Genomic DNA, 19,172 nt, shown 5'->3' with positions numbered 1-19,172 from the left:
CAACAGCTGTTGACCGGGGGTGCCGGGTGGCCCTCTTCGGGGACGCCCCGCTCAGATCCAGCCCGCTTCCCGGGCTTTCAGGGCGGCCTGGAACCGGCTCTCCGCGCGGAGCGTCTCCAGCATCCAGGCGATGTGTCGACGGCAGGTCCGCACGTTGATATCCAGGCGCCGGGCGATCGACTCGTCCGACAGCCCGTTCGCCAGGCCCTGGATGATGGAGCGCTGCAGGCTGCTCAGGGGTGATCCGACCCGGTCGGGAGCGAGGAAGGACTCGCTGAGCTCCCAGGCGATGTCGAACAGCTGGGTGAAGATGTTGATCAGGCTGTGGTCCCGAATGACCAGGGCGGCCTTGTCGTCCCGCGTCAGCTGGCGTGCCACCAGGGCGAGCTTCTCGTCGAAGATGAGCATGCGCAGGGGGATGAAGGGCAGGACGCCGAATTCGCCGCCCCCGGCCGCGATCGCCTCGACGGCCTTGCGGGTCGGCACGTGGTCCCGCGTGCTCGTGTCGTAGAGCGTGCGCCGTCGCACGCCGTTCGCCAGCAGTTCCAGGTCCTTGCGGACGCTCTCCTCATGGACGTCCGCCGTCGAGCCCTGTCCCGGCTGGGCGATGTAGACCTTCTCCGTGACGTCCCGCCCGTAGTCGATGAGGACCCGGTGAATGAGGTGGGGGTCCTCGAGCGTCTCCACGGAGGTGCTGGCGAGCACGTTCTTCCGCGCTTCGAGGAACGTGGGCAGGAGGCTGGAGAGTTCACGCCGCTGGCTGCTGATGCGTGACTTCAGTTCCTGGACGGCGCGCTCGTCCGCGTCGACGAGGTCGGCGAGGGCGACGTCGGGGGACACCGCGACCAGTCCCGCCGCGCTGCCGGCCTGCGGGCTGAGCAGGCGGCGGTCGGAGAGTGCGGCAATGGCCTGGTCGATGCGGCGCAGGGTCAGGCCCAGCGCATCCGAGGCTTCGGAACGGGTCCAGCCGGGGTGTCCGACGGCGTATCGGTAGACCTCGAGCGACGTCGCGTCCAGCATGGGCAGTCCTTGTCCGGGCCGCTGGAATGCCAAGCGGCATCGTTGCGCAGGAAAAAACATGACATGTCCAGTTAATGACACATCAGCGGAACAGGCAATTCCCGCGGGTCGCAAATCATCATATTCCCCGTCGTCCCGTGGATTTCCGCGGCGGAAAGCGGTTCACCACCCGCGCGGGCAGCGGAGCCGAGTCCTCTTGGCGCCATGTCCACAAACGGCCATCCGTACCGCTGGACACTACCTGCACGGGCCGGACATTCTGGTGAAGCCGGTTCACAGGGATGCCCGAGGGGGCATTCCACACGATCCGGGCACTGCGGTGCAGGAGCAGCTCGACCTCCCGGCTAGCGGGCAAGAAAGGATCGCGATGAAGAAGGTACTCGGTGCAGCTACGGGCCTGATGATCCTGGTCGGGGCTTTTGTACCGGCGGGCCAGTCGATCAGCGCAGCAAGCTGGGATTGGCCCAAGGGCGAGGTCGCAGCGAGTAGCTGGGACTGGCCCAAGTAACAGGAGGCCCCGGACCAGAGCCCGGAGGCCCCACCCAGAGCCCGCCCCAGCGGGGGTAATCACTGACCCTGAAGGAGAGAGCCATGAGCCAGTTGACCGCCGTTCGAACCGCCTCACGAATGGTCGTCAGCACTCAATGGTGGCATCTCTCCCTCTCGACGGGTGGCTTCGATGTAGCGGACGGCATCATCGAAGAGCTGATTACCCCGCTGGTGGCGCACGCGCAGGCACTCGGTGCCAAGCGCTGGTATTTCACCCGGGCCGATGACCCGCCGTCCGGCCAGCTTCGGCTCAGCATCCACGCACATCCCCGCGTCCTCGAACGGCTACAGGCCTTCCAGCGGGCACTCCAGGCTCGCAGCGGCGCGAGATTCCCCCTGCTGGCGGTCCGCCAGCAGTTCACGGCGCCGGTGAACAACACCTATTACTCCGGCGGCCAGGAGATGGCCGATCCGCAGCTCGAGGCGGACCTCGTCAAGTACGGCGGTGTCGAGGGCCTGCACCTCGCCGAGGAGGTATTCGAGCTCAGCTCGGAACTCGCGACGTGGGCCACCTCGCGCTTCCCCCGTATGCAGAGCCGCTCCGCCCTCGGCGCACTTCTCCTGTTCGACGCCGCGGACAGCATGATGTGCGGACCGCACTCGGCCACGTGGCCCGACCGCCGCCGGCTCTCCTGGGATGCCTACTGGGACAGCCACCTCCGGACGTGCACCGCCGACGTCGGGCCCCGCGCCGCCGGCGTGCGCGAGGCGATGACCCTGCGGGTCGCCACCAAGTCGACGGGCTTCCATGCCCTGATGGCGGCAACGGCCGCCGAGTCCACCGTGCACAACTGGCGGCGCCGGTGGGTCCGGTCCCTCGATACCTACCTGTACCGCGCGGACAAGGTCCGCGTCAGCCGCAGCGCCCAGCATCTCACCGTGTACCAGGCGCACATGACACTCAACCGGCTCGGTTTCGTCCCCCGGGAGGAAGCTGCCCTGGGACTGTACGCGCGGACATGGCAGCCCCAGGCCGAGCTCGCCGGACCCCGTACCGCTCCATCGGCCCGTCAGGACCTCTCAAGCGAAAGGACTGCACCATGAACTCCAGGAACACCATCGTGCTGGCACTTGACGACGCCGACCTCTCGGACGCCCTCGGGTGTTCCTCGGAGGCCGTCGAATCCATGCAGAACGACGGCGTCCTCGAGTCCCAGGGTCAGCTCTGGGAGATCGGCCCGGCCAGGGACTACCTGCGCGACGCCGCCTGGGCCGACAGCCTCTGGCACTGACCTGCACCGGATTACCGCAGCTGCAGGCAGGAACCGGCACCGGAGACGGACGGGCACCAGAAACGACAGGACGCCGGCGCGGGATGCGCCGGCGTCCTGGTGCTTGGTACTGCTATGGGGTCCTGCTGCGTTCGTCCTGTCGGGTGACGGAGATCAGGCCGCGACGGGTGCGGTTGCCCCGGCGAGGGCGGAAAGCACCTCGGCCACCTGGCCGGCAACCTCCGAGTCGTCCTTGGGGTGCAGGTCCGCGAAGCGCGTGATGGAACCGCCGATGGACAGCTTGGCGTCCTCGACCACCGAGGCGCCGGCGACTGTGAGAGCACGGCGGGCCTCGTCGTGGGCCCAGACGCCGCCGTACTGGCCGAAGGCGGAACCGATGACGGCAGCGGGCTTGCTCGAGATGGCACCGGCGCCGTACGGCCGGGACAGCCAGTCGATGGCGTTCTTCAGGACGGCGGGCATGGTGCCGTTGTACTCGGGGGAGACGAGGAGGAGGGCGTCGGCGCCGGCAGCGGCGGCGCGGAGATCATCGGCCGCCTTCGGGCGGTCGGCGTCGTTGTCGATGTCCTCGTTGTAGAACGGGACCTCGTTGAGGGCGTCGAAGGTGACGACGTCGACGGCGTCAGGAGCGTGCTCCGCGGCCGCCTCGGCGAGCTGGCGGTTGATGGAGCCCTCACGCAGGCTGCCGACGAGGGTCAGGATGGTAGTAGACATCTGTACTCCCAGGGGATTGCGACCTTGCGGTCGGGGCTGAAGGGGAACGCACCGGATGCGTCTGTACTGTCCAAGCGGACCGCGGTCCGTTTTATTCCATGGCTATAGTTGCGGGATGCAGGGCAGAGAGTTGCTCCGGGTCACGGGAGACGACGGAGAGCGCACGGACGCGGCGCGCAACCGCCGCCTGCTGCTCGATGCCGCAGCGGAGATCGTCGCCCTGTGCGGAGCGGACGGGCTGACCACGGACGCCGTTGCACGCCGCGCAGGCGTCGGCAAGGGGACCGTGTACCGGAGGTTCGGCAACCGTGCAGGACTCCTGCACGCGCTCGCCGATGAGGCCGGCCGCTCCTTCCAGGAGGCCTTCATGGCCGGACCGCCGCCCCTGGGCCCCGGTGCGCCGCCTCTCGAGCGGCTCGTCGCCTTCGGTGAGGCGACCATCGGGAGGATGCGGCTCGAGGGGCAGATCCTCCGTGCCGCCGAGCAGCGGGGCGGGGCGGACCTCGACCATCCCACGCAGCAACTCATCCGGCTGCACCTGTCCATGCTGCTGCGGGAGGCCGGTGTCCAGGATCCGGAGCTGGCCGCATACCAGCTGGCCGCCCTCCTCAACGCCGGACTCCTGCTCCATCTGCAGGAGGACCGGGGCATGACCGACGCCAGGCTTGCTGCCTCGTGGCGCGTCCTCGTCACCGCCCTCGCCGCAGCGCCCGGCGGGCGGTAGCCACCCGACGCCCTGTCCGCCGGCAGTGTCAGAGGGCGCGGTGAGGGCCGGCAGGGCCGGCCCTCACGATTTAGAAGGCCAGCACCAGGCGGCCCCGGACGCCACCGGCTTCGAGACGACGGTGGGCCTCAGGTGCATCCTCGGCGGGCAGGGTGTCAGCCATTCGAGGTGTGAGGATGCCGTCCTCGACTGCCTGGCGCAGACCGTCGAGCTTCGCGGCGGAGTGATACTCGTCGAAGACCCACGCAGCCTCGAAACGGATGCCGCGGGTAGGTTCTCCCTTCCAACCCCGCACTGAGACGAAGACTCCCTGGTCCCGTAGCGCAGGTACTGCGTCCTCGTGCAGCAGTGCTGTGTCAGCGATGGCGTCGACGCCATCGGGGAAGATCTCCCTGATGCGATCTGCGAGGCCGGCGCCGCGGTCAAGGACGTGGTCGGCCCCGAGACCCTGCACCAGGTCACGGTCCTTCGATGCTGCGTCCGCCACCACGACCAGGCCCTGCTGCTTGGCGAGCTGGATCGTGTAGTTGCCCAGCGTTCCCGCACCGCCGGTGACGGCGATGACCTGTCCGGGCTGCAGCGCCACCAGTTCGAGGATCTGCACGGCGGTCAGACCGTTCATAGGAATCGTGGAGGCTTCCTCGAGCGTGGTGCCGGCTGGGATGCGGGCGATCGAGTCATCGGGTGCGATGAGGTATTCGGCGTAGGCTCCGCCGTGCTGCCCGAGGGGCAACGCGATGGCCATGACCTTATCGCCGACGTTCCAGGTGCTGCCCTCACCCACCTCATCGATGACGCCGGCCGCGTCCATCCCTGGCATGTAGGGCGGCTCGGACTGGCTCATGTCATAGGCCCCGGTACCGACGTTCGTGTCGGTGGGGCTGACAGCAGCAGCCCTGACCTTGATCCGCACTTCCTCCTTACCGGGATGCGGTTCGGGGAGATGCTGGACGGTCAGGACCTCGGGACCACCGAACTCTGTAACTCCGATTGCTTTCATCGCGAACTAACTCCGTTTTCTTGTGTTCGGTGCCGCCGGACGTCGATCACTCCTGCCGGCGGCAGTACGTCGCGCACTCGCCTCCACAGCATTTCGTTGCTTCTGGGAACTGCCGACTGGGTCGACAACCATGATGCGGGGCAGGTCATTCCTGCGATCGCCAAGTGGCTGGATCCCTCGTGGCCATCTTTGGCGGGCCGCCGCGAACTGCTTGGAGTTGGAGTCACTGCACTGAGACCTGATGGCAGCGGTTGAGGACAGTTCCGACGATGATGCTCACAACCAGAAGGAGAACCAGCCGGACGGACGCCGACTGGTTCTCCCGTCACGGGCTGGTTCTTACTTGTACTGGAGCTTGCCTTCGCGGGCAGGAGCCGTTTTTGCGTGGGTGATGTAGATGACGAATCCCACGAAGGTCAGTCCGCCTATGAGATTGCCGGCTACCGTCGGGAGTTCGTTCCACAGCAGGTAGTCGGTGACGGTGAAGTTTCCTCCGAGCATCAGTCCGATGGGGAACAGGAACATGTTGACGATCGAATGTTCGAAGCCCATGTAGAAGAACAGCATGATCGGCATCCACATGGCGATGACCTTGCCCGGATGGCCTCCCCGACGGCGCTCGGCGGTGATGAGAATCCGTAGGTGAAGACAATGGCCATGAGGATTGCCGCTGTCAGTGCACCGGCGAAGTTGCCTAGGAAGACCATGCCCCAGTTGCGAAGCATCGCTGCGCGCCGACCTCACGCTCGTTGAAGTATGCTGCCGCCGTGTCGATCAGGCGGTACCCGGCCTGCAGGGCCGTCGATACCGCCGTGGTTGCCTCTCCGCCTTCACTTTGCAGCACTCCGAGCCCCACTGCCGGGAGCTCTACTCCGTTGTTCAGGGTGATCGTCAGCGCAGCCTGTTCTGCCGTGTCGTTCGTGTTCGTCATCGTCGCCTTTCCTTTGTCCTCATGGGTTTCCTCATCATTGAGTCAACGCCTGAACGAGTTCCTGCGGAAGTGCAGACGCGGACGCGACACCAATCGCAGCCCGCATCTCAGCGGTCGTATCAATGGCGACGTGGACGGGGGTGATCTTCGCAGGGCGATTCCTGGCCTACGTCTGATGGTTCATCACCCCTACCAAGCAGTACTCACACGTACTAGGACGCCCCACTGAAGTACCGATAATTGACCTCCCGTCCGCTGCCTCGGTGCGACCCTGTGTTCATCCGGTGGTCAGGATCGATTGCAGGGTGGCGTTGAGGAGGGTTGCGTCGAGGGACGAGAGCCCATACCGGCGAGGATCATTGGTGGATTGCACAGCCGGTCGCGCGGAGGAGAGCAGCACCCGGCCGCGGTCCGTCAGCTCGAACGGCTGGCGGTTACCTCGGGCCCGCGCAGGCGATCGTGCGATGAGGTGCCGGCCTTCCAACCCCTTTAAGAGAGCTGGCATGCTTTGGGGCCGCTCAAAGGTAGTGCGCGCAAGGTCTGCTTGAGTCAGGGAGAGGGCTCCATCAAGTTGTGCGAGCACACCGAATTGGGTGGGCGTCAGTCCGTAGTCCGCGAGGACATCAGCGAGGACTCGCTCGATCTTCCGTGAGGCTCGGATGAGACTCCACATCGCGGTCCTATCGGGATCAGCGGGTGTCGGTTCCTGGAGCATGGTCAGGCCATCGCGGATACCAGCACCGCGGCCCCGAGGCCGTGGAGTGTTCCGAGGGCTTCGAGATAGGCGTCGACGAACGCGGGCTGGTCGGCCAGGTCGAGGAAGAGGTCGCGTTGCTGGAGGAAAGCGAGGGGGTCCGTCCGTGTGCGTGCCGCAGCGGCCGTCACCTGCTCTTTGAGGCGGTCGACGACGTCGATGGGGGTCCCGGCCTCGTCGGTACCTTCGGCGTAGCGAGTCCAGGTCGCGATGATCGCCGCCCCGTAGCGGACGCTTCGTCCGGCGGACAGGTTCTCGCGAATGACCGGGACCAGCCACTTCGGGATACGGTCCGAGCTTTCAGCACACAACCGGGCGACGGTGTCGCGGACGGCTGCGTTCGAGAACCGCGAAATGAGCTTGTGCCGATAAGTGTTCAGGTCCACCCCTGGTACGGGCCGCAGGGTCGGGGTTGCTTCCTGCTCCATGTAGTTCAGGAGGTAGCGGGCGAAGGTGGGGTCCTGGCAGACGTCGTGAACGAGCCTGTGGCCGGCGAGGTATCCGGGGTAGCAGAGGGCCTGGTGGCTGGCGTTGAGCAGCCGGAGCTTCATGAGCTCATACGGTTCGACGTCGTCCACGAGCTGCACCCCGGCGTTGTCCCAGGCGGGGCGTCCTTGCGCGAAGGAGTCTTCGAGGACCCATTGTTCGAAGTCCTCGCACACCACGGGCCAGGCGTCCTCGACGCCGAACTTCAGTGCGATCTGGGCTCGGTCCTGGTCCGTCGTCGCGGGCGTGATCCTGTCCACCATGGAGTTCGGGAAGGTGACGTTGTCCACGATCCACCGTGCAAGGTCCGCGTCGCGGCGTTCGGCGAAGGCGGTGAAGACGGCGCGGGCGGTGTCGCCGTTGCCCTGGATGTTGTCGCAGGACAGAACGGTCAGCCCGGGCAGCCCCCGTTCCCGGCGTCGTGCCAGGGCCTCGGTGACGAGTCCGAAGACCGATGTCGGTACGGCGCCCGGTGCAAGGTCGGCGCGCAGGGCGGGATGGTCTACGTCGACCTCGCCGGTCACCGGGTCGATGCAGTAGCCACCCTCGGTGATGGTCATGGAGACGATGCGGACACCGGGAGCTGCCATGGTTTCGATGACTGTCTCAGGGTCGTCGGGTGCGAAGAGGTAGTCGACGATGGAGCCGATGACACGGGCGTTCTGTGTGCCGTCGGGGGCTTTTTCGACGAGCGTGTAGAGGCCGTTCTGGTTGTCCATGACCTGTTTCATGGCCAGGTCGTGGGGGAGTACCCCGATGCCGCAGATCGCCCAGCCGTGGGCTTGGCCCTGGGACATGAGCCGGTCGAGGTACATGGCCTGGTGGGCGCGGTGGAACCCGCCGACGCCGAAATGAACGATGCCCACGCTGAGCGCCGAGCGGTCATATGCGGGCACGGGCAGTTCAGGAGGGAGGGAGGACAGTGTTGCGGCTGAGAGCTGGGTCATGGCGCGCCTTTGCGTAGTAGTCAGTAATAGCCAGTGGCGTGGCTGGGTGGATCAGGTGAGCTGCCAGTCGGACAGGTCGAGGATGCGGTCCGCCCGGTGCCGGGTGGCGGTGACGAGTTCGGCGTTCGGTTCGTCCACGCGCCGCACCCATTCCTCGGCGGCTGCGGGTTCCTTGCCGAACAGGATGTGCCGGGCGACCAGCCGGCGACGGCGCTCGTTCGGGTCGACGTCGATGAACCAGACCTGGTCGAGCTGCTTTCATGGGCACCTGCGCGAATGCCCTTGGTCTCAGTGCCTGAAGTGCGGCGGCGATGGTGGACTTGCCCGCACCGGGTGCTCCGACGATGCCCAGGAGGGTTCGGCGGCCGGCCCCCGGTTGGGGGAGCAGGTGCTGGAGCTCGTCGGCGTTCCTGACCCGGATTACCGTGGTTGTGGTGCCTCCGGCTCCAGCTTCGACTATTAGGGGGCCGTTCGCCGCCCGGGTCATGCCAGCAGCGTCCAGGGGACGCCCTCGACGGCTGCTACCTCGGACAGTGAGGGCGGATTCGCGCCCGCCCGTGAGCAGGTGATCGCTGCTGCTGTGGCCGCGAATGCCAGGAGGTGCTGCAGGGTCAGGTGATCAAGTGCTGTGATCCTCGATCGGTTGTCGGCTCCGAGCACCCCGCACCACCGCAATCCGGCCAGGAGCGCGGCCATGAACGAATCTCCCGCGCCGACGGTGTCGACGACGTCCACCGGAGCGGCTTCTTCGCTCACCTGCGCTGATGCGGTTGCGGCGAGAGATCCCTGCCCACCACGGGTGACGACGACGAGCCCTGCCCCCAGGGCCAGCCAAGCGTTCATCACGTCTGTGAGCTCCGTTCCCGGGTACAGCCAGGCCAGGTCCTCGTCGCTGGCCTTCACAATGTCGCTGAGGGCCACGAACCGTTCCACTGCCTGGCGTGCCTCGTCCCGGTTCGGTGTGACGGTGGGCCTGCAGTTGGGGTCGAAACTGATGATGCTGGTGTCCCGGACCCGTTCGAGGAGGTTCAGGACGTCGTGGGAACCCGGCGCGAGGACGGTGGCGATCGATCCCGTATGGAAATGCGCTGGTGCCATGGAGAATGCAGCATCAACGGATGTGGAGATGTCCCAGCCGATGTCGAAGGAGTAGGTGGCGGCCCCGTCGGTGCCGATGCGTGCACTGGCGGTACTGGTGCGCGCCGCTCCGGCGTTGACCACGTCGACCCCGTTGGCCAGGAGGTGATGCTCGATGGCCTGGCCGTGGAGGTCGTCGCCGAACGCGGTGATCAGGGCCGTGGGGATGCCGAGCCGCGCCGTCCCCACGGCCACGTTCATCGGGCTCCCCCCGGGATGTTCGACAGTGGCCTGCCGGGTGTCATCCTGGACGACGTCGACGAGCGATTCGCCGATGACCACCATGCTGGGCGCCTCCGGGTCCCGTTCCATCAGCGGCCGGGGTAGACGACGGCTTTGAGCTGGCCCGGCTGCTTGCCGGCCTGGAGCGCGGCTTCCGCCTCGGACAGGCCGAAGCGTCCGGTGACCAGGACGTCGAGGTCCACTTTGCCGTCTGCGACGAGCTGGATGCCCAGCGGCCACGTGTTGGCGTACCGGAAGACGCCGGAGAGCCAAATCTCCCGGTTCTGGATGAAGGAGACGGGCAATTCGACGTCGTCCGCGCCGAGCCCGACGAGGATGACGCGTCCTGCCGGGCGCACCGCGAGGATGCCGGCGCGGACTGCCTGCGGTGCACCGGAGGCGTCGATGAACGCGTCGACGTCGAGGCCGTCGACCGAGTCGGTGCGTGCATCCAGAGCGTGGGTGGCACCGTGCTCCAGGGCGAACGCGAGGCGGTCGGGGGAGATGTCGCTGATGTAGACCTCGGTGGCGCCGAAGGCACGGGCGGTCTGGGCTGCGATGATGCCGATGGGTCCGGCACCGGCGATGAGGACGCGGCTGCCGGGTCCGATCTCGGCCCGCTGGCAGGCCCAGATGCCCACCGAGAGTGGTTCGATGAGGGCCGCTGCTTCATCGCTCACGCTGTCGGGGATGGGGAACGCGAAGTCCGCCTGGATGGCGATGTACTCGGTGAACGCACCGTCGATGGGTGGGGTGGCGTAGAACTCGATGCTCGGGCAGAGGTTGTAGCGGCCGTGCTTGCACTGGTCGCAGACCCGGCAGGGGCGCTGGGGTTCCACGGCCACGCGCTGGCCCACCCGGGAGGAGTCTACTTTCGCACCGACGGCGACGATGCGTCCGGAGAGTTCGTGGCCGAGGATCAGGGGGTGATCGACGACGTACGGACCGATCCGTCCGTGTTCGTAGTAGTGGACGTCGCTGCCGCAGACGCCGACCGCGGCGACCTGCACGAGGACCTGGTCGTCATCGATGGTGGGTACGGCGAGGTTCTCGAGGGCGACGTCGCCCTGCTTCTTGAGGAGGGACGCGCGCATGGTCGTGGGGACCTCGACGGCTGTCCGTTCGGCTGTTGCAGTCATGTCTGGATCCTTTCGGGAAGGGGGGTTCTACTTCACGGCGCCGAGCGACAGGCCCTGAACGAGCTTGTCCTGGGCTGCGAAGCCGGCGATGAGGACGGGAAGGGAGATGACCACGGCTGCGGTGCAGACCTTGGCGAGGAACAGGCCCTGGCTGGAGACGAAGCTGGTGAGGAACACCGGTGCTGTTCCGGCGACGACGCCGGTCAGGACCCGGGCGAGCAGGAGCTCGTTCCAGCTGAAGATGAAGCAGATCAGCGCTGTCGCGGCGATGCCGGGCATCGCCACGGGGGCGACGACCTTGCGCAGGGTCAGGATGAGGCCGGCACCGTCGATCTGGGCTGCCTCGAGCATTTCGGCGGGGACCTCGGCGAGGAAGGACCGCATCATCCACACCGCGATCGGCAGGTTCATCGACGTGTACATCAGGACCAGGAACCAGATGTTGTCCAGGACCCCGAAGTTGCGGGCGAACAGGAACAGCGGCAGCAGGGCGGCGACCACGGGCATCATCTTGGTGGAGAGGAAGAAGAACAGGACGTCCGTCCACTTCTCGACCGGCTTGATGGACAGTGCGTATGCGGCCGGGATGGCGAGGGCCAGCACGAGGATGGTGGAGAGGATCGAGGCTGTTGCGGAGTTGATCAACGGCGGCCACGGGTCCAGTCCGGAGGCTCCGCTGAAGAAGTTCCGGTAGGCATCCAAGGTGAGGTCGGCTGCGATGGAGGGCGGGTTCGTGGCCGCGTCAGTCTCGGAGTGGAAGGACGTCAGGAACATCCAGAGCACGGGGATCGCGAAGATGAGGGCTGCGATCCACGCGACAAGGCCGGCGATGGTGTTGTTGCGGGTCGGGTCCATGCGGGACTTGCCGCGACGACCCAGGAACCTGGGGGCGGCGGATGGCAGCGTGGTGGGGTTCAGGGCGGTCATCGTGATTCCTCCTTCTGGAAGAGCGTGAAGACGGTGCGGAGGGCGAAGGTGGCGACGATGATCGTGCCGATGACGGTGATGACACCGGTTGCTGATGCGAGCCCGTATTCGTTAGCGAAGTAGAAGGTCTGGTAGACGGAGTAGGGCAGGTTCGCCGTTCCGAGGCCGCCGGAGGTGAGGGTGAAGACGGCGTCGAAGTTCTGGACGATGTAGATGGTGCCGAGCAGCCCGCCGAGTTCCAGGTACTGCCGCAGGTGCGGCAGGGTGAGGTAGCGGAAGACCTGCCACGGGGTGGCGCCGTCCATCTGTGCGGCCTCGACGGTGTCCATGGGACGGGACTGCAGCCCGGCGAGGAGGATGAGCATCATGAACGGGGTCCACTGCCAGATCAGGGATGCCTCGACTGCCACGAGCGGGGATTGGGAGAGGATCTCGGGCTGGGGTGGGTTGTCGCTGCCGAACAGGGACCAGATCCAGGTGAGCGTGCCGTTGATCAGGCCGTAGGACGGGTTGATCAGGGCGTGCTTCCAGATCAGGGCCGCGGCGACCGGCACGATGAGGAACGGTGCGATGAGCATGGTGCGGACGATGCCGCGGCCGATGAACTTCTTGTCCAGCAGCAGCGCCAGACCCAGACCGAGCAGCAGGCTGACCAGGACGACGGTGGCGGTCAGGATGATGGTCGTGAGGATCGACTGGCGGAGCGTCGCATCGGTGAGGACATCGAGGTAGTTGCCGAAGCCGGCGAAACTCGTCTCATCGGGCCGGAGGCTGTTCCAGTTCATGAACGAGATGACCAGTGTCGCGACGAACGGCAGCTGGGTGACGACGATCAGGAAGATCAGGGCCGGGAGCAGAGGCGCCCGGCGGGACCACCGTGTGGCACGGGCGCGTGCCGATGCTTTGGGGTCCGAAGGGGTTGGGCGGCGGGTCTGGCGTTGGCGTGTTGCGGTAGCTGAACTCATGGTGGTCTCCTGCCGAACGGTGTCCGTTGCACTGATGGATCTGCGGGCAACGGACACCGTCCGTGCGGTAGGTGTGGCTACTTGTACTTGTCGCCGACGGCCTGGGCGGCTTCCTGGCCCTTGGCGAGTGCTTCCTCGACGGACTGCTGTCCGGCGATCACGGCGCTGACGTCCTGCGACACGGTGGTGCCGAGGTCGGCGAATTCGGGGATGCCGACGAACTGGATGCCGATGGCGGGTCGTTCCTGCACGCCCGGGTTCTTCGGGTCGGCGTTCTCGATGGCTGAGCGCTCGGCCTCGAAGAACGGAGCCGACGCCTGGTACTCCTCGTTCTCGTACGTGGAGATGCGCTTGCCCGAGGGGACCTTCGCCCAGCCGAGTTCCTCAGCGACGAGCTCCTCGTATTCCTGCGAGCTGGCCCAGGAAATGAACTCCCACGCCGCGTCCTGCTTCTGCGAAGCGGCCTGGACTCCCCACGACCAGGTCCACAGCCAGCCCGAGGACTCCGTTTCCTTCACCGGAGCTGCGGCGTAGCCGATCTTGCCCTTCACAGGAGAGTCCTCGGCCTCGAGGGCCCCGGCGGCGGACGTCGCGTCGTACCACATGGCGGTATCGCCCTGGGTCATGTTGTTCAGGCACTCGGTGAAGCCGGCCTGTGCGGCTCCGGCCTCGCCGTGCTCCCTGACCAGGTCCGTGTAGAACTGGACGGCTTCCGTGAACTCGGGGGAGTCGACCTGGGCGTTCCAGTCCTTGTCGAACCAGGTCCCGCCGAAGGTGTTCACCACCGACGTCAGCGGCGCGAAGACCTGGCCCCAGCCCGGTTGTCCGCGCAGGCAAATGCCCTTCATGTCCTCTTCGGCCTCGTCCACCTGGGCTGCGAGGTCGGCGACCTCGTCCCAGGTAGGCTTCTCCGGCATTGTGAGGCCGGCCGCTTCGAAGACGTCCGTGCGGTACATGAGGAAGGACGATTCGCCGTAGAAGGGCTCACCGTAGAGCTTGCCGTCCTCACCGGTGAGGGACTCGGTGTAGGCCGGGAGGATGTCGTCCTGGTTGAACTCCGTATCCTCCTCGACGAAGGAATCCAGCGGAGCGAGCCAGCCGTTCGCGGAGTAGAACGGGATCTCGTAGTTCGACAGGGATGCCACGTCGTACTGTCCGGCCTGTGAGGAGAACTCCTGGCTGATCTTCGCGCGGACGTCGTTCTCCGGCAGCGTGGTGTAGTTGACGGTGATGCCGGTCTCGGCTGTGAAGTTGTCCGCTGTTAGGCGCTGCAGGTCTTCCATCTGCGGGTTGTTGACCATCAGGACGTTGATGCTCTGGGCTTCACCGGACGCGGCACCGCCGCCTCCGCCGCCGGCACCCGAGCACGCGGTGAGGGTGAGGGCAAGACATGCCAGTCCGGCGGTGAGGGTGGCTTGTGCAGGTGGGATTCGCATAAGGACTCCTTTGTTCTTACTGATCAAGATGCGCGCCAAATCGACGCAGGTGCGTTCTGAGTGGGTGGAGGGGGTGCAACCGGTGGAACCGTGTCCCTGCTCCTGTCCTACAAAGGTAGGGGTGTGAAATGGTGCACAACTAGCGCTGCAGTTTCCTTTAACTGATACTTATTTTCCAGGGCCCCTGCAGCTCAGGCGCGGAAGTCCTGCTGGGCCGGGCTTGCAGAGCGCTGTCGGCGGAGAACTTTTATGTACCAGGAGGAGCGGGATGACTCAGGAAGTATCGGATGCCACTGTCCGCCTCGCTGAACGCCTGACCGGTCTTCGCGCGAACCGGGAGGTCATTCCCCATGACCCCAAGCACTCTGTGCGCTGGCACGAACATGACTATCCAAGCCCTATCGCCCGGTGGAACTATCACCCCGAGTACGAGATCCACCTGATCCGCAAAGGCACGGGCCGCTTCATCGTCGGCGACTACCTCGGCACGTTCGAGGCCGGGCAAGTCACCCTCATCGGCTCGGGCCTCCCGCACGACTGGGTCAGTGACCTCGAGCCCGGCGAAGTCATCGAGAATCGCGATGCCGTCCTCCAGTTCGACGGCGAATGGTTGCTCCGATGTGCCGAACTGATGCCGGAGCTCCTTGAAACGGAAGACGTGCTGCAGCAATCAGCACGAGGTATCCACTTCACCGGTGCAACGGCGCTTGAAGCCGCCGATGCCATCGAAGCGGTCGGGAATGCCAACGGGATGGAGCGCCTGAACCATGTGCTAAGAGTCCTCACGATCTTCGCCAGATCACCAGAGGCCGACCGGAAATTCCTCGCCCGTGACTGGTTCGAACCCCAACTCGACGGCGAAGCAGCCGCGGTGGTGGACATCGCCCTCGAGTACATCTTCGCGAACCACTCGGGCGTGGTGCGGATGGCCAAGGTAGCAGAGCTCGTGGGCATGACTGAGCCCACCTTCTCCAAGTACTTCCGAAAATCGACCGGGCAGAACTTCAGCGAGATGGTCCGTAAGCTCCGCCTCGCCCACGCGTGCCGTTTGCTGGATCAGACGGACATCCCGGTCTCGACCATCTGCTACGACGTCGGGTTCTCCAATCTCTCCAACTTCAACCGGCACTTCCAGACCGAAATGGGTATGACTCCGCGCGCATACCGCGGACGAACAACCTAGAACGGACGCGGTAAGGGTGCCATTCAAAGACCGAAGTAGGTGCCACTCTTGGACCCCTCGAGGAATCGCCGATCACCATCGTATGTCGTGAACCAGCACGTGCCGTCGCAGGCGACAGTAGGTGCTCGCCTTCTGGCCGCGTGCCGAGTCGTGGGACACGCCGAGTTTTTGGAGCGCTGCGCAGCAGAGGAGCGCGTCTTCAGAAATGCTCGTCCGCCCTTGCGCGAAGCGCCCTCGAACGGCATTGCAATCGAGGAGCTGCTCATTGACGGCGATTCACCCTTTACAACCTCCTTCCCTGAGAGAATGCTAATGGCCATCGCTCTCGCGCAGCAGATAATCGCAGATGCCCGCTACTAGCGTGTTTGACGGATCTACAGCGGATTTATGTTCTCCGTGGATGTCGTTCCGAGATTGGATCCTTCCAGCGCGGTTTCCATGACCGGGTGCTGTGCGGCGACGTCATGGGTCACCGAACGGAGGAAAAACTTGATCTGCTCTTCGAGATCAGTCAATGCCCTCATGTGCGGATAAATGGCGCACGTGACGGTGAGCCCGTCGACGTACACCGAGAGCATGTTCGCCAGTGACTCCGGGGAGAGTGTCGTGCGGATGAAACCGGTATCCATTGCGCCGCGTACCGCTTCCACCACTCTCGATTCATACGCAGCATGGTCCGACGCGAGGGACGCGGCCAGGTCAGGTCGATCAGCGAGTCGACTCAGAAGGCCGAGGAAGATCCGGAAGTCGAGCGAACTCGTCTCATCGATGGGAAGTGCACGGACGAGCAGCGCGATCAGTGAAGTCAGTGGGTTGTCATGCCGGATAACAGCCGCCGCGTGTTCGCGCCGGAGCGCGAGCCGGTAGGCGTACAGCAACATCTCGTCCCGGTTCGGGAAGTAGTGCAGGATGACTCCTCGAGTCCAGCCTGCTTGCTCGGCGACGCTGCGAATCGACACCCCTTCGATACCGTCACGCGCGAGAACCTCCAGGAGTGCGGCTCCCAACTCGTCGCGTCTCTCCTCATAGTCCACGATCTTCGGCACGCAAGCCCCACCTTCTCCTGATCTATTCTGCTTCGGTCCTCGCCCCACCGTATGTGTCGGGCGTGTAAAAAGTTCGTTGCGACTTAGGTCACATCCCGCGTACTCTCCTCTAAATATGTCACTGTCATATCTAAGGAGGAAGCGATGACAAAGAACCTGCTGTTTGAAACCGATGAGCTGATCGAGAAGCCGTGGCTCCCCTGGGAGCGTGTGCATCCCGGGACGAATGTGGTCCGCACCGATCGTGGTGTGGAGGTACTGGGATATGACGCGAATGCCGCACTGCTGAGGAACCTTGATTTCAGCACCGGGCTGCTCGAGCTGTTCGACCATTCTGGAGTCGAGGACACCACGTTCCGTGACCTGGTGAAAAGCAGTGTCAACTACGTCGAAGGTGATGCTCACACGCGCCTGCGGGGGGCGATCGGCCCGTTTTTCTCACCGTCCCGGGTAGCGGGAATGCGCGCCGATGTCCGCGCTGACATCGAAGCGGCGTTGGACGAGATGGGTGATGCGGTCGAGGTGGAACTGGTAGAACAGTTGATCCGCGACATACCGGCCGGGGTCTTCGCCCGACTGCTCGGTGTTGACGCCGTCGCCCATAGTGACTTCATCAGCCGGATCTCCGAGGAGTCGGTGCGGGTCTTCGAGATGGACCCGACGCTCGGTGAGCACGTGACACTGGCTTGGACGGAGCTGACGAACTGGGTGGATGAGTTGATCGCCCTGCACACGCCCGGGACACCCGACAGTAACGTCCTCGATCATCTGCTCGCGCAGCAGAGCGCAGGCACTATCACCGCGAACGACGTCCGGTCAGCACTGGTCACGTTGCTCGCTGCGAGCACTGACACGACCCAGATCCTGAGTGCGCTGATGTTCTGGTCCTTCGCGGAGAACCCTGATCAGTGGCAGAAATTGCGGGAGCACCCCGAGCTCGCTTCCAAGGCGGTGACCGAGTCGGCCCGGTACCGGCCAGGGGACGCCTGGATCTTTCGCGTAGCGACCATCGATACGACAATTGAGGATATCCCGGTCCGAGCCGGAGAGCACGTGTTCGCGTTGATCGGTGCCGCACACCGCGACACCCGCGTCTTCTCTGACCCCGACCGCTTCGACATCAACCGTTCTGAGCGGATGCCGCTCAACTGGGGAGTCGGTCGCCACTTCTGCATGGGCCGCATGTTCGCCGTCATGGAGCTCGAGGAGCTCCTGCTGGCAACGTCATCGAGGTGGGAGCGGTTGGAACATGCCGATCCCGCCGCGGCCGCCACCGCACCCTACCTGTCAGTCCAAAACCAGCTACCGGTACGGGTACAACCCGCCACCTCACGTACCTCCACGTCACGTACGTCCACTTCAAGCGCGTTCCCCCAAGAAGCGAAGGAATGATCATGCCCACTCTGAACCCGGATATCAGCGCGTGCATCGGTGCCGGTATCTGCACGAACACCGCCCCGACTGTCTTCGATCTAGACGCCAGTGGCCTGGTACGGTTGAAGACCCTTGAGGTCGACGCCGCCGACGTCGATGTGACGGACGCCGCCATCGCCATCTGCCCGGCGCAGGCTCTTGCCTGGATGCAGCGCTAGTCGTGCGGACGACGGTCGTTGTCGGCGCCGGCGCAGCCGGTATCACCTGCGCGAAGCATCTGCGTGAGCTCGATGACGCTCGAACGATCATTGTCATCGACAAGGACCCGGACGTTCCCTATGAGCGGCCGCCGCTCTCCAAAGCGCTCACCGGAACGGGGGCAGGTCGTACCGGTACCGACGAACTGACCAGAATCGGAATCGACCTGGTCTTCGGTACTGCAGAAGGTATCGACCTCGCGGGGCAGGTCCTGCACACCAGCGGGGGCGACGTCGAGTTCGACGACCTGGTGCTGGCGCCCGGATCGACCCCGAACCGTCCTGACTGGATGACGGACCAGGTGCACGAACTTCACTCTCTGGCCGACAGCCACCGCCTCCGGCACGCCGTGCACTCAGCGGAATCCGCAGTGGTTGTCGGTGGCGGCTTCGTCGGTGCTGAGCTTGCCGCGTCGCTGGTCAGCGCGCGCGTTCCCACCACATTCGTCTTCCAGGAAGATGCGCTGTTCCACCGTCGTCTAGGGCAGGCAGCTTCCAAACTCCTCACGCAACTACATGTCGACGCGGGAGTGCGCCTGCTCCCGGGCCGCAGGGTCCTCGACGTGACGTCCGGCCGTCCGATCAAGGTCCGACTGACGGACGGAACGAGCCTGGAAGCGGACCTCGTCGTCGCCGGCGTGGGCGCCCGACCGGACACTGCATGGTTGACCGGAACCGGCCTTCTCGGCCTGGATGGGACCATTCAGACCGACGCGAGCCTGAACACCTCAGCAGCGTCCGTGACGGCGGCTGGTGACTGCGTGAGCTGGCGTACTCCCGATGGTCATGTGGTCCGATCGGCACACTGGACGACCGCCCGCTCCCACGGTCGGCATCTTGCGGCTGACTTGGCCCGGGACACCAGGACCCCGTTCCTCGAGGCACCGTACTTCTGGTCGATGCAACACGGCAATCTTCTGCAAGGCATCGGCCATGTCGACCCGCAGAGGGCCGACATCGAGGTCAGACACGGGGACGGCCCCCGTCCGAGCCTGATCGCTCTCTACCGCGTCGACGGTCGTCTCGTGGGCGCTGTTGCCATCAACTTCCCACAGGCCTTCATGGCCGCACGGGCCGAGGTGGAACTGCTGTCCACTTCCGCTCACTCCAACTGACCTGGTCACCCCAC

Annotated in this window: 19 protein-coding genes and 2 pseudogenes; 8 read left to right on the top strand and 13 right to left on the bottom strand. The window is 65.2% G+C overall.

Annotated elements, in window-relative coordinates:
• Window positions 1-51 precede the first annotated feature (51 nt).
• Entirely contained in the window at window positions 52-1,020 is a 969-nt protein-coding gene (locus ACX80H_RS08660; protein WP_459312555.1) for a helix-turn-helix transcriptional regulator, read from the bottom strand.
• Window positions 1,021-1,387: 367 nt separating this feature from the next.
• Between ACX80H_RS08660 and ACX80H_RS08655 the strand changes: the two genes are divergently transcribed.
• The 3 genes from ACX80H_RS08655 to ACX80H_RS08645 all read left to right on the top strand — a co-directional run bounded on the left by ACX80H_RS08655 (window position 1,388) and on the right by ACX80H_RS08645 (window position 2,801).
• Complete coding sequence (locus tag ACX80H_RS08655; protein ID WP_459312554.1) at window positions 1,388-1,528, top strand: hypothetical protein; 141 nt, start codon at window positions 1,388-1,390, stop codon at window positions 1,526-1,528.
• Window positions 1,529-1,611: 83 nt separating this feature from the next.
• Entirely contained in the window at window positions 1,612-2,613 is a 1,002-nt protein-coding gene (locus tag ACX80H_RS08650; RefSeq protein WP_459312552.1) for a lantibiotic dehydratase C-terminal domain-containing protein, read from the top strand.
• The gene (locus tag ACX80H_RS08645; protein WP_301225027.1) at window positions 2,610-2,801 is read left to right on the top strand and encodes a hypothetical protein; all 192 of its coding nucleotides are present in this window, start codon (window positions 2,610-2,612) and stop codon (window positions 2,799-2,801) included. The genes ACX80H_RS08650 and ACX80H_RS08645 overlap by 4 nt, the downstream gene beginning before the upstream one ends.
• Before the next feature lie 153 nt (window positions 2,802-2,954).
• Here the strand turns inward: ACX80H_RS08645 and ACX80H_RS08640 are convergent, their stop codons facing one another.
• Window positions 2,955-3,515 (bottom strand): NAD(P)H-dependent oxidoreductase, encoded by a 561-nt coding sequence (locus tag ACX80H_RS08640; protein WP_459312551.1) that lies wholly within the window; start codon window positions 3,513-3,515, stop codon window positions 2,955-2,957.
• A gap of 115 nt (window positions 3,516-3,630) precedes the next feature.
• Between ACX80H_RS08640 and ACX80H_RS08635 the strand changes: the two genes are divergently transcribed.
• Complete coding sequence (locus tag ACX80H_RS08635; RefSeq protein ID WP_459312550.1) at window positions 3,631-4,239, top strand: TetR/AcrR family transcriptional regulator; 609 nt, start codon at window positions 3,631-3,633, stop codon at window positions 4,237-4,239.
• Between the two features lie 70 nt (window positions 4,240-4,309).
• On the opposite strand, the gene ACX80H_RS08630 is transcribed toward ACX80H_RS08635, so the two are convergent.
• The 10 genes and pseudogenes from ACX80H_RS08630 to ACX80H_RS08585 all read right to left on the bottom strand — a co-directional run bounded on the left by ACX80H_RS08630 (window position 4,310) and on the right by ACX80H_RS08585 (window position 14,183).
• Window positions 4,310-5,239, bottom strand: coding sequence for an NADP-dependent oxidoreductase (locus ACX80H_RS08630; RefSeq protein WP_459312548.1), 930 nt, complete (start codon window positions 5,237-5,239; stop codon window positions 4,310-4,312).
• 339 nt (window positions 5,240-5,578) lie between these two features.
• Window positions 5,579-5,964, bottom strand: a pseudogene (locus ACX80H_RS08625) (formate/nitrite transporter family protein); the annotation flags it as partial.
• Window positions 5,965-5,972: 8 nt separating this feature from the next.
• A pseudogene (locus ACX80H_RS08620) lies at window positions 5,973-6,170 on the bottom strand (aldo/keto reductase); the annotation flags it as partial.
• Window positions 6,171-6,447: 277 nt separating this feature from the next.
• Window positions 6,448-6,843, bottom strand: a complete 396-nt coding sequence (locus tag ACX80H_RS08615) for a MarR family winged helix-turn-helix transcriptional regulator (protein ID WP_459312546.1) — start codon at window positions 6,841-6,843, stop codon at window positions 6,448-6,450.
• A 44-nt stretch (window positions 6,844-6,887) separates the two neighbouring features.
• A complete protein-coding gene (locus ACX80H_RS08610; protein ID WP_459312544.1) occupies window positions 6,888-8,357 on the bottom strand; it encodes a mannitol dehydrogenase family protein in 1,470 nt (489 codons plus the stop codon).
• Window positions 8,358-8,840: 483 nt separating this feature from the next.
• Entirely contained in the window at window positions 8,841-9,779 is a 939-nt protein-coding gene (locus ACX80H_RS08605; protein WP_459312542.1) for a carbohydrate kinase family protein, read from the bottom strand.
• Window positions 9,780-9,805: 26 nt separating this feature from the next.
• Window positions 9,806-10,855 carry an NAD(P)-dependent alcohol dehydrogenase gene (locus tag ACX80H_RS08600; protein ID WP_459312540.1) on the bottom strand — a complete coding sequence of 350 codons (1,050 nt, stop codon included), beginning with the start codon at window positions 10,853-10,855 and terminating at the stop codon, window positions 9,806-9,808.
• Window positions 10,856-10,882: 27 nt separating this feature from the next.
• Entirely contained in the window at window positions 10,883-11,782 is a 900-nt protein-coding gene (locus ACX80H_RS08595) for a carbohydrate ABC transporter permease (RefSeq protein ID WP_459312538.1), read from the bottom strand.
• The gene (locus tag ACX80H_RS08590; RefSeq protein WP_459312536.1) at window positions 11,779-12,747 is read right to left on the bottom strand and encodes a carbohydrate ABC transporter permease; all 969 of its coding nucleotides are present in this window, start codon (window positions 12,745-12,747) and stop codon (window positions 11,779-11,781) included. Before ACX80H_RS08590 ends, ACX80H_RS08595 begins: the two co-directional genes overlap by 4 nt.
• A gap of 77 nt (window positions 12,748-12,824) precedes the next feature.
• Window positions 12,825-14,183 (bottom strand): ABC transporter substrate-binding protein, encoded by a 1,359-nt coding sequence (locus ACX80H_RS08585; protein ID WP_459312534.1) that lies wholly within the window; start codon window positions 14,181-14,183, stop codon window positions 12,825-12,827.
• A gap of 268 nt (window positions 14,184-14,451) precedes the next feature.
• On the opposite strand from ACX80H_RS08585, the gene ACX80H_RS08580 reads away from it, so the two are divergent.
• On the top strand, window positions 14,452-15,366 hold the full coding sequence (locus ACX80H_RS08580) for an AraC family transcriptional regulator (protein WP_459312532.1): 915 nt from the start codon (window positions 14,452-14,454) through the stop codon (window positions 15,364-15,366).
• A gap of 374 nt (window positions 15,367-15,740) precedes the next feature.
• On the opposite strand, the gene ACX80H_RS08575 is transcribed toward ACX80H_RS08580, so the two are convergent.
• Complete coding sequence (locus ACX80H_RS08575; protein WP_459312531.1) at window positions 15,741-16,412, bottom strand: TetR/AcrR family transcriptional regulator; 672 nt, start codon at window positions 16,410-16,412, stop codon at window positions 15,741-15,743.
• Window positions 16,413-16,556: 144 nt separating this feature from the next.
• Here ACX80H_RS08575 and ACX80H_RS08570 point away from each other — a divergent pair, with 144 nt between their 5' ends.
• The 3 genes from ACX80H_RS08570 to ACX80H_RS08560 are packed head-to-tail and all read left to right on the top strand — an operon-like array spanning window position 16,557 to window position 19,158.
• On the top strand, window positions 16,557-17,804 hold the full coding sequence (locus tag ACX80H_RS08570) for a cytochrome P450 (RefSeq protein WP_459312530.1): 1,248 nt from the start codon (window positions 16,557-16,559) through the stop codon (window positions 17,802-17,804).
• A 2-nt stretch (window positions 17,805-17,806) separates the two neighbouring features.
• Window positions 17,807-18,004, top strand: coding sequence for a ferredoxin (locus ACX80H_RS08565; RefSeq protein ID WP_459312528.1), 198 nt, complete (start codon window positions 17,807-17,809; stop codon window positions 18,002-18,004).
• A gap of 2 nt (window positions 18,005-18,006) precedes the next feature.
• Window positions 18,007-19,158: an NAD(P)/FAD-dependent oxidoreductase gene (locus tag ACX80H_RS08560; protein ID WP_459312527.1), complete on the top strand. Its 1,152-nt coding sequence runs from the start codon at window positions 18,007-18,009 to the stop codon at window positions 19,156-19,158.
• The last annotated feature ends 14 nt before the right edge of the window (window positions 19,159-19,172 follow it).

It is taken from the genome of Arthrobacter pasteuri (assembly GCF_054510955.1).
This window is presented reverse-complemented; position numbering and strand designations above follow the sequence as displayed.

Excerpts from the sequence above, each read along its gene's own strand:
- ACX80H_RS08655 (WP_459312554.1), top strand. The coding sequence starts at position 1,388 with ATGAAGAAGGTACTCGGTGCAGCTACGGGCCTGATGATCCTGGTCGGG.
- ACX80H_RS08585 (WP_459312534.1), bottom strand. The coding sequence starts at position 14,183 with ATGCGAATCCCACCTGCACAAGCCACCCTCACCGCCGGACTGGCATGT.
- ACX80H_RS08590 (WP_459312536.1), bottom strand. The coding sequence starts at position 12,747 with ATGAGTTCAGCTACCGCAACACGCCAACGCCAGACCCGCCGCCCAACC.
- ACX80H_RS08570 (WP_459312530.1), top strand. The coding sequence starts at position 16,557 with ATGACAAAGAACCTGCTGTTTGAAACCGATGAGCTGATCGAGAAGCCG.
- ACX80H_RS08660 (WP_459312555.1), bottom strand. The coding sequence starts at position 1,020 with ATGCTGGACGCGACGTCGCTCGAGGTCTACCGATACGCCGTCGGACAC.
- ACX80H_RS08600 (WP_459312540.1), bottom strand. The coding sequence starts at position 10,855 with ATGACTGCAACAGCCGAACGGACAGCCGTCGAGGTCCCCACGACCATG.
- ACX80H_RS08645 (WP_301225027.1), top strand. The coding sequence starts at position 2,610 with ATGAACTCCAGGAACACCATCGTGCTGGCACTTGACGACGCCGACCTC.
- ACX80H_RS08650 (WP_459312552.1), top strand. The coding sequence starts at position 1,612 with ATGAGCCAGTTGACCGCCGTTCGAACCGCCTCACGAATGGTCGTCAGC.
- ACX80H_RS08635 (WP_459312550.1), top strand. The coding sequence starts at position 3,631 with ATGCAGGGCAGAGAGTTGCTCCGGGTCACGGGAGACGACGGAGAGCGC.
- ACX80H_RS08615 (WP_459312546.1), bottom strand. The coding sequence starts at position 6,843 with ATGTGGAGTCTCATCCGAGCCTCACGGAAGATCGAGCGAGTCCTCGCT.
- ACX80H_RS08640 (WP_459312551.1), bottom strand. The coding sequence starts at position 3,515 with ATGTCTACTACCATCCTGACCCTCGTCGGCAGCCTGCGTGAGGGCTCC.
- ACX80H_RS08630 (WP_459312548.1), bottom strand. The coding sequence starts at position 5,239 with ATGAAAGCAATCGGAGTTACAGAGTTCGGTGGTCCCGAGGTCCTGACC.
- ACX80H_RS08610 (WP_459312544.1), bottom strand. The coding sequence starts at position 8,357 with ATGACCCAGCTCTCAGCCGCAACACTGTCCTCCCTCCCTCCTGAACTG.
- ACX80H_RS08580 (WP_459312532.1), top strand. The coding sequence starts at position 14,452 with ATGACTCAGGAAGTATCGGATGCCACTGTCCGCCTCGCTGAACGCCTG.
- ACX80H_RS08605 (WP_459312542.1), bottom strand. The coding sequence starts at position 9,779 with ATGGTGGTCATCGGCGAATCGCTCGTCGACGTCGTCCAGGATGACACC.
- ACX80H_RS08595 (WP_459312538.1), bottom strand. The coding sequence starts at position 11,782 with ATGACCGCCCTGAACCCCACCACGCTGCCATCCGCCGCCCCCAGGTTC.
- ACX80H_RS08565 (WP_459312528.1), top strand. The coding sequence starts at position 17,807 with ATGCCCACTCTGAACCCGGATATCAGCGCGTGCATCGGTGCCGGTATC.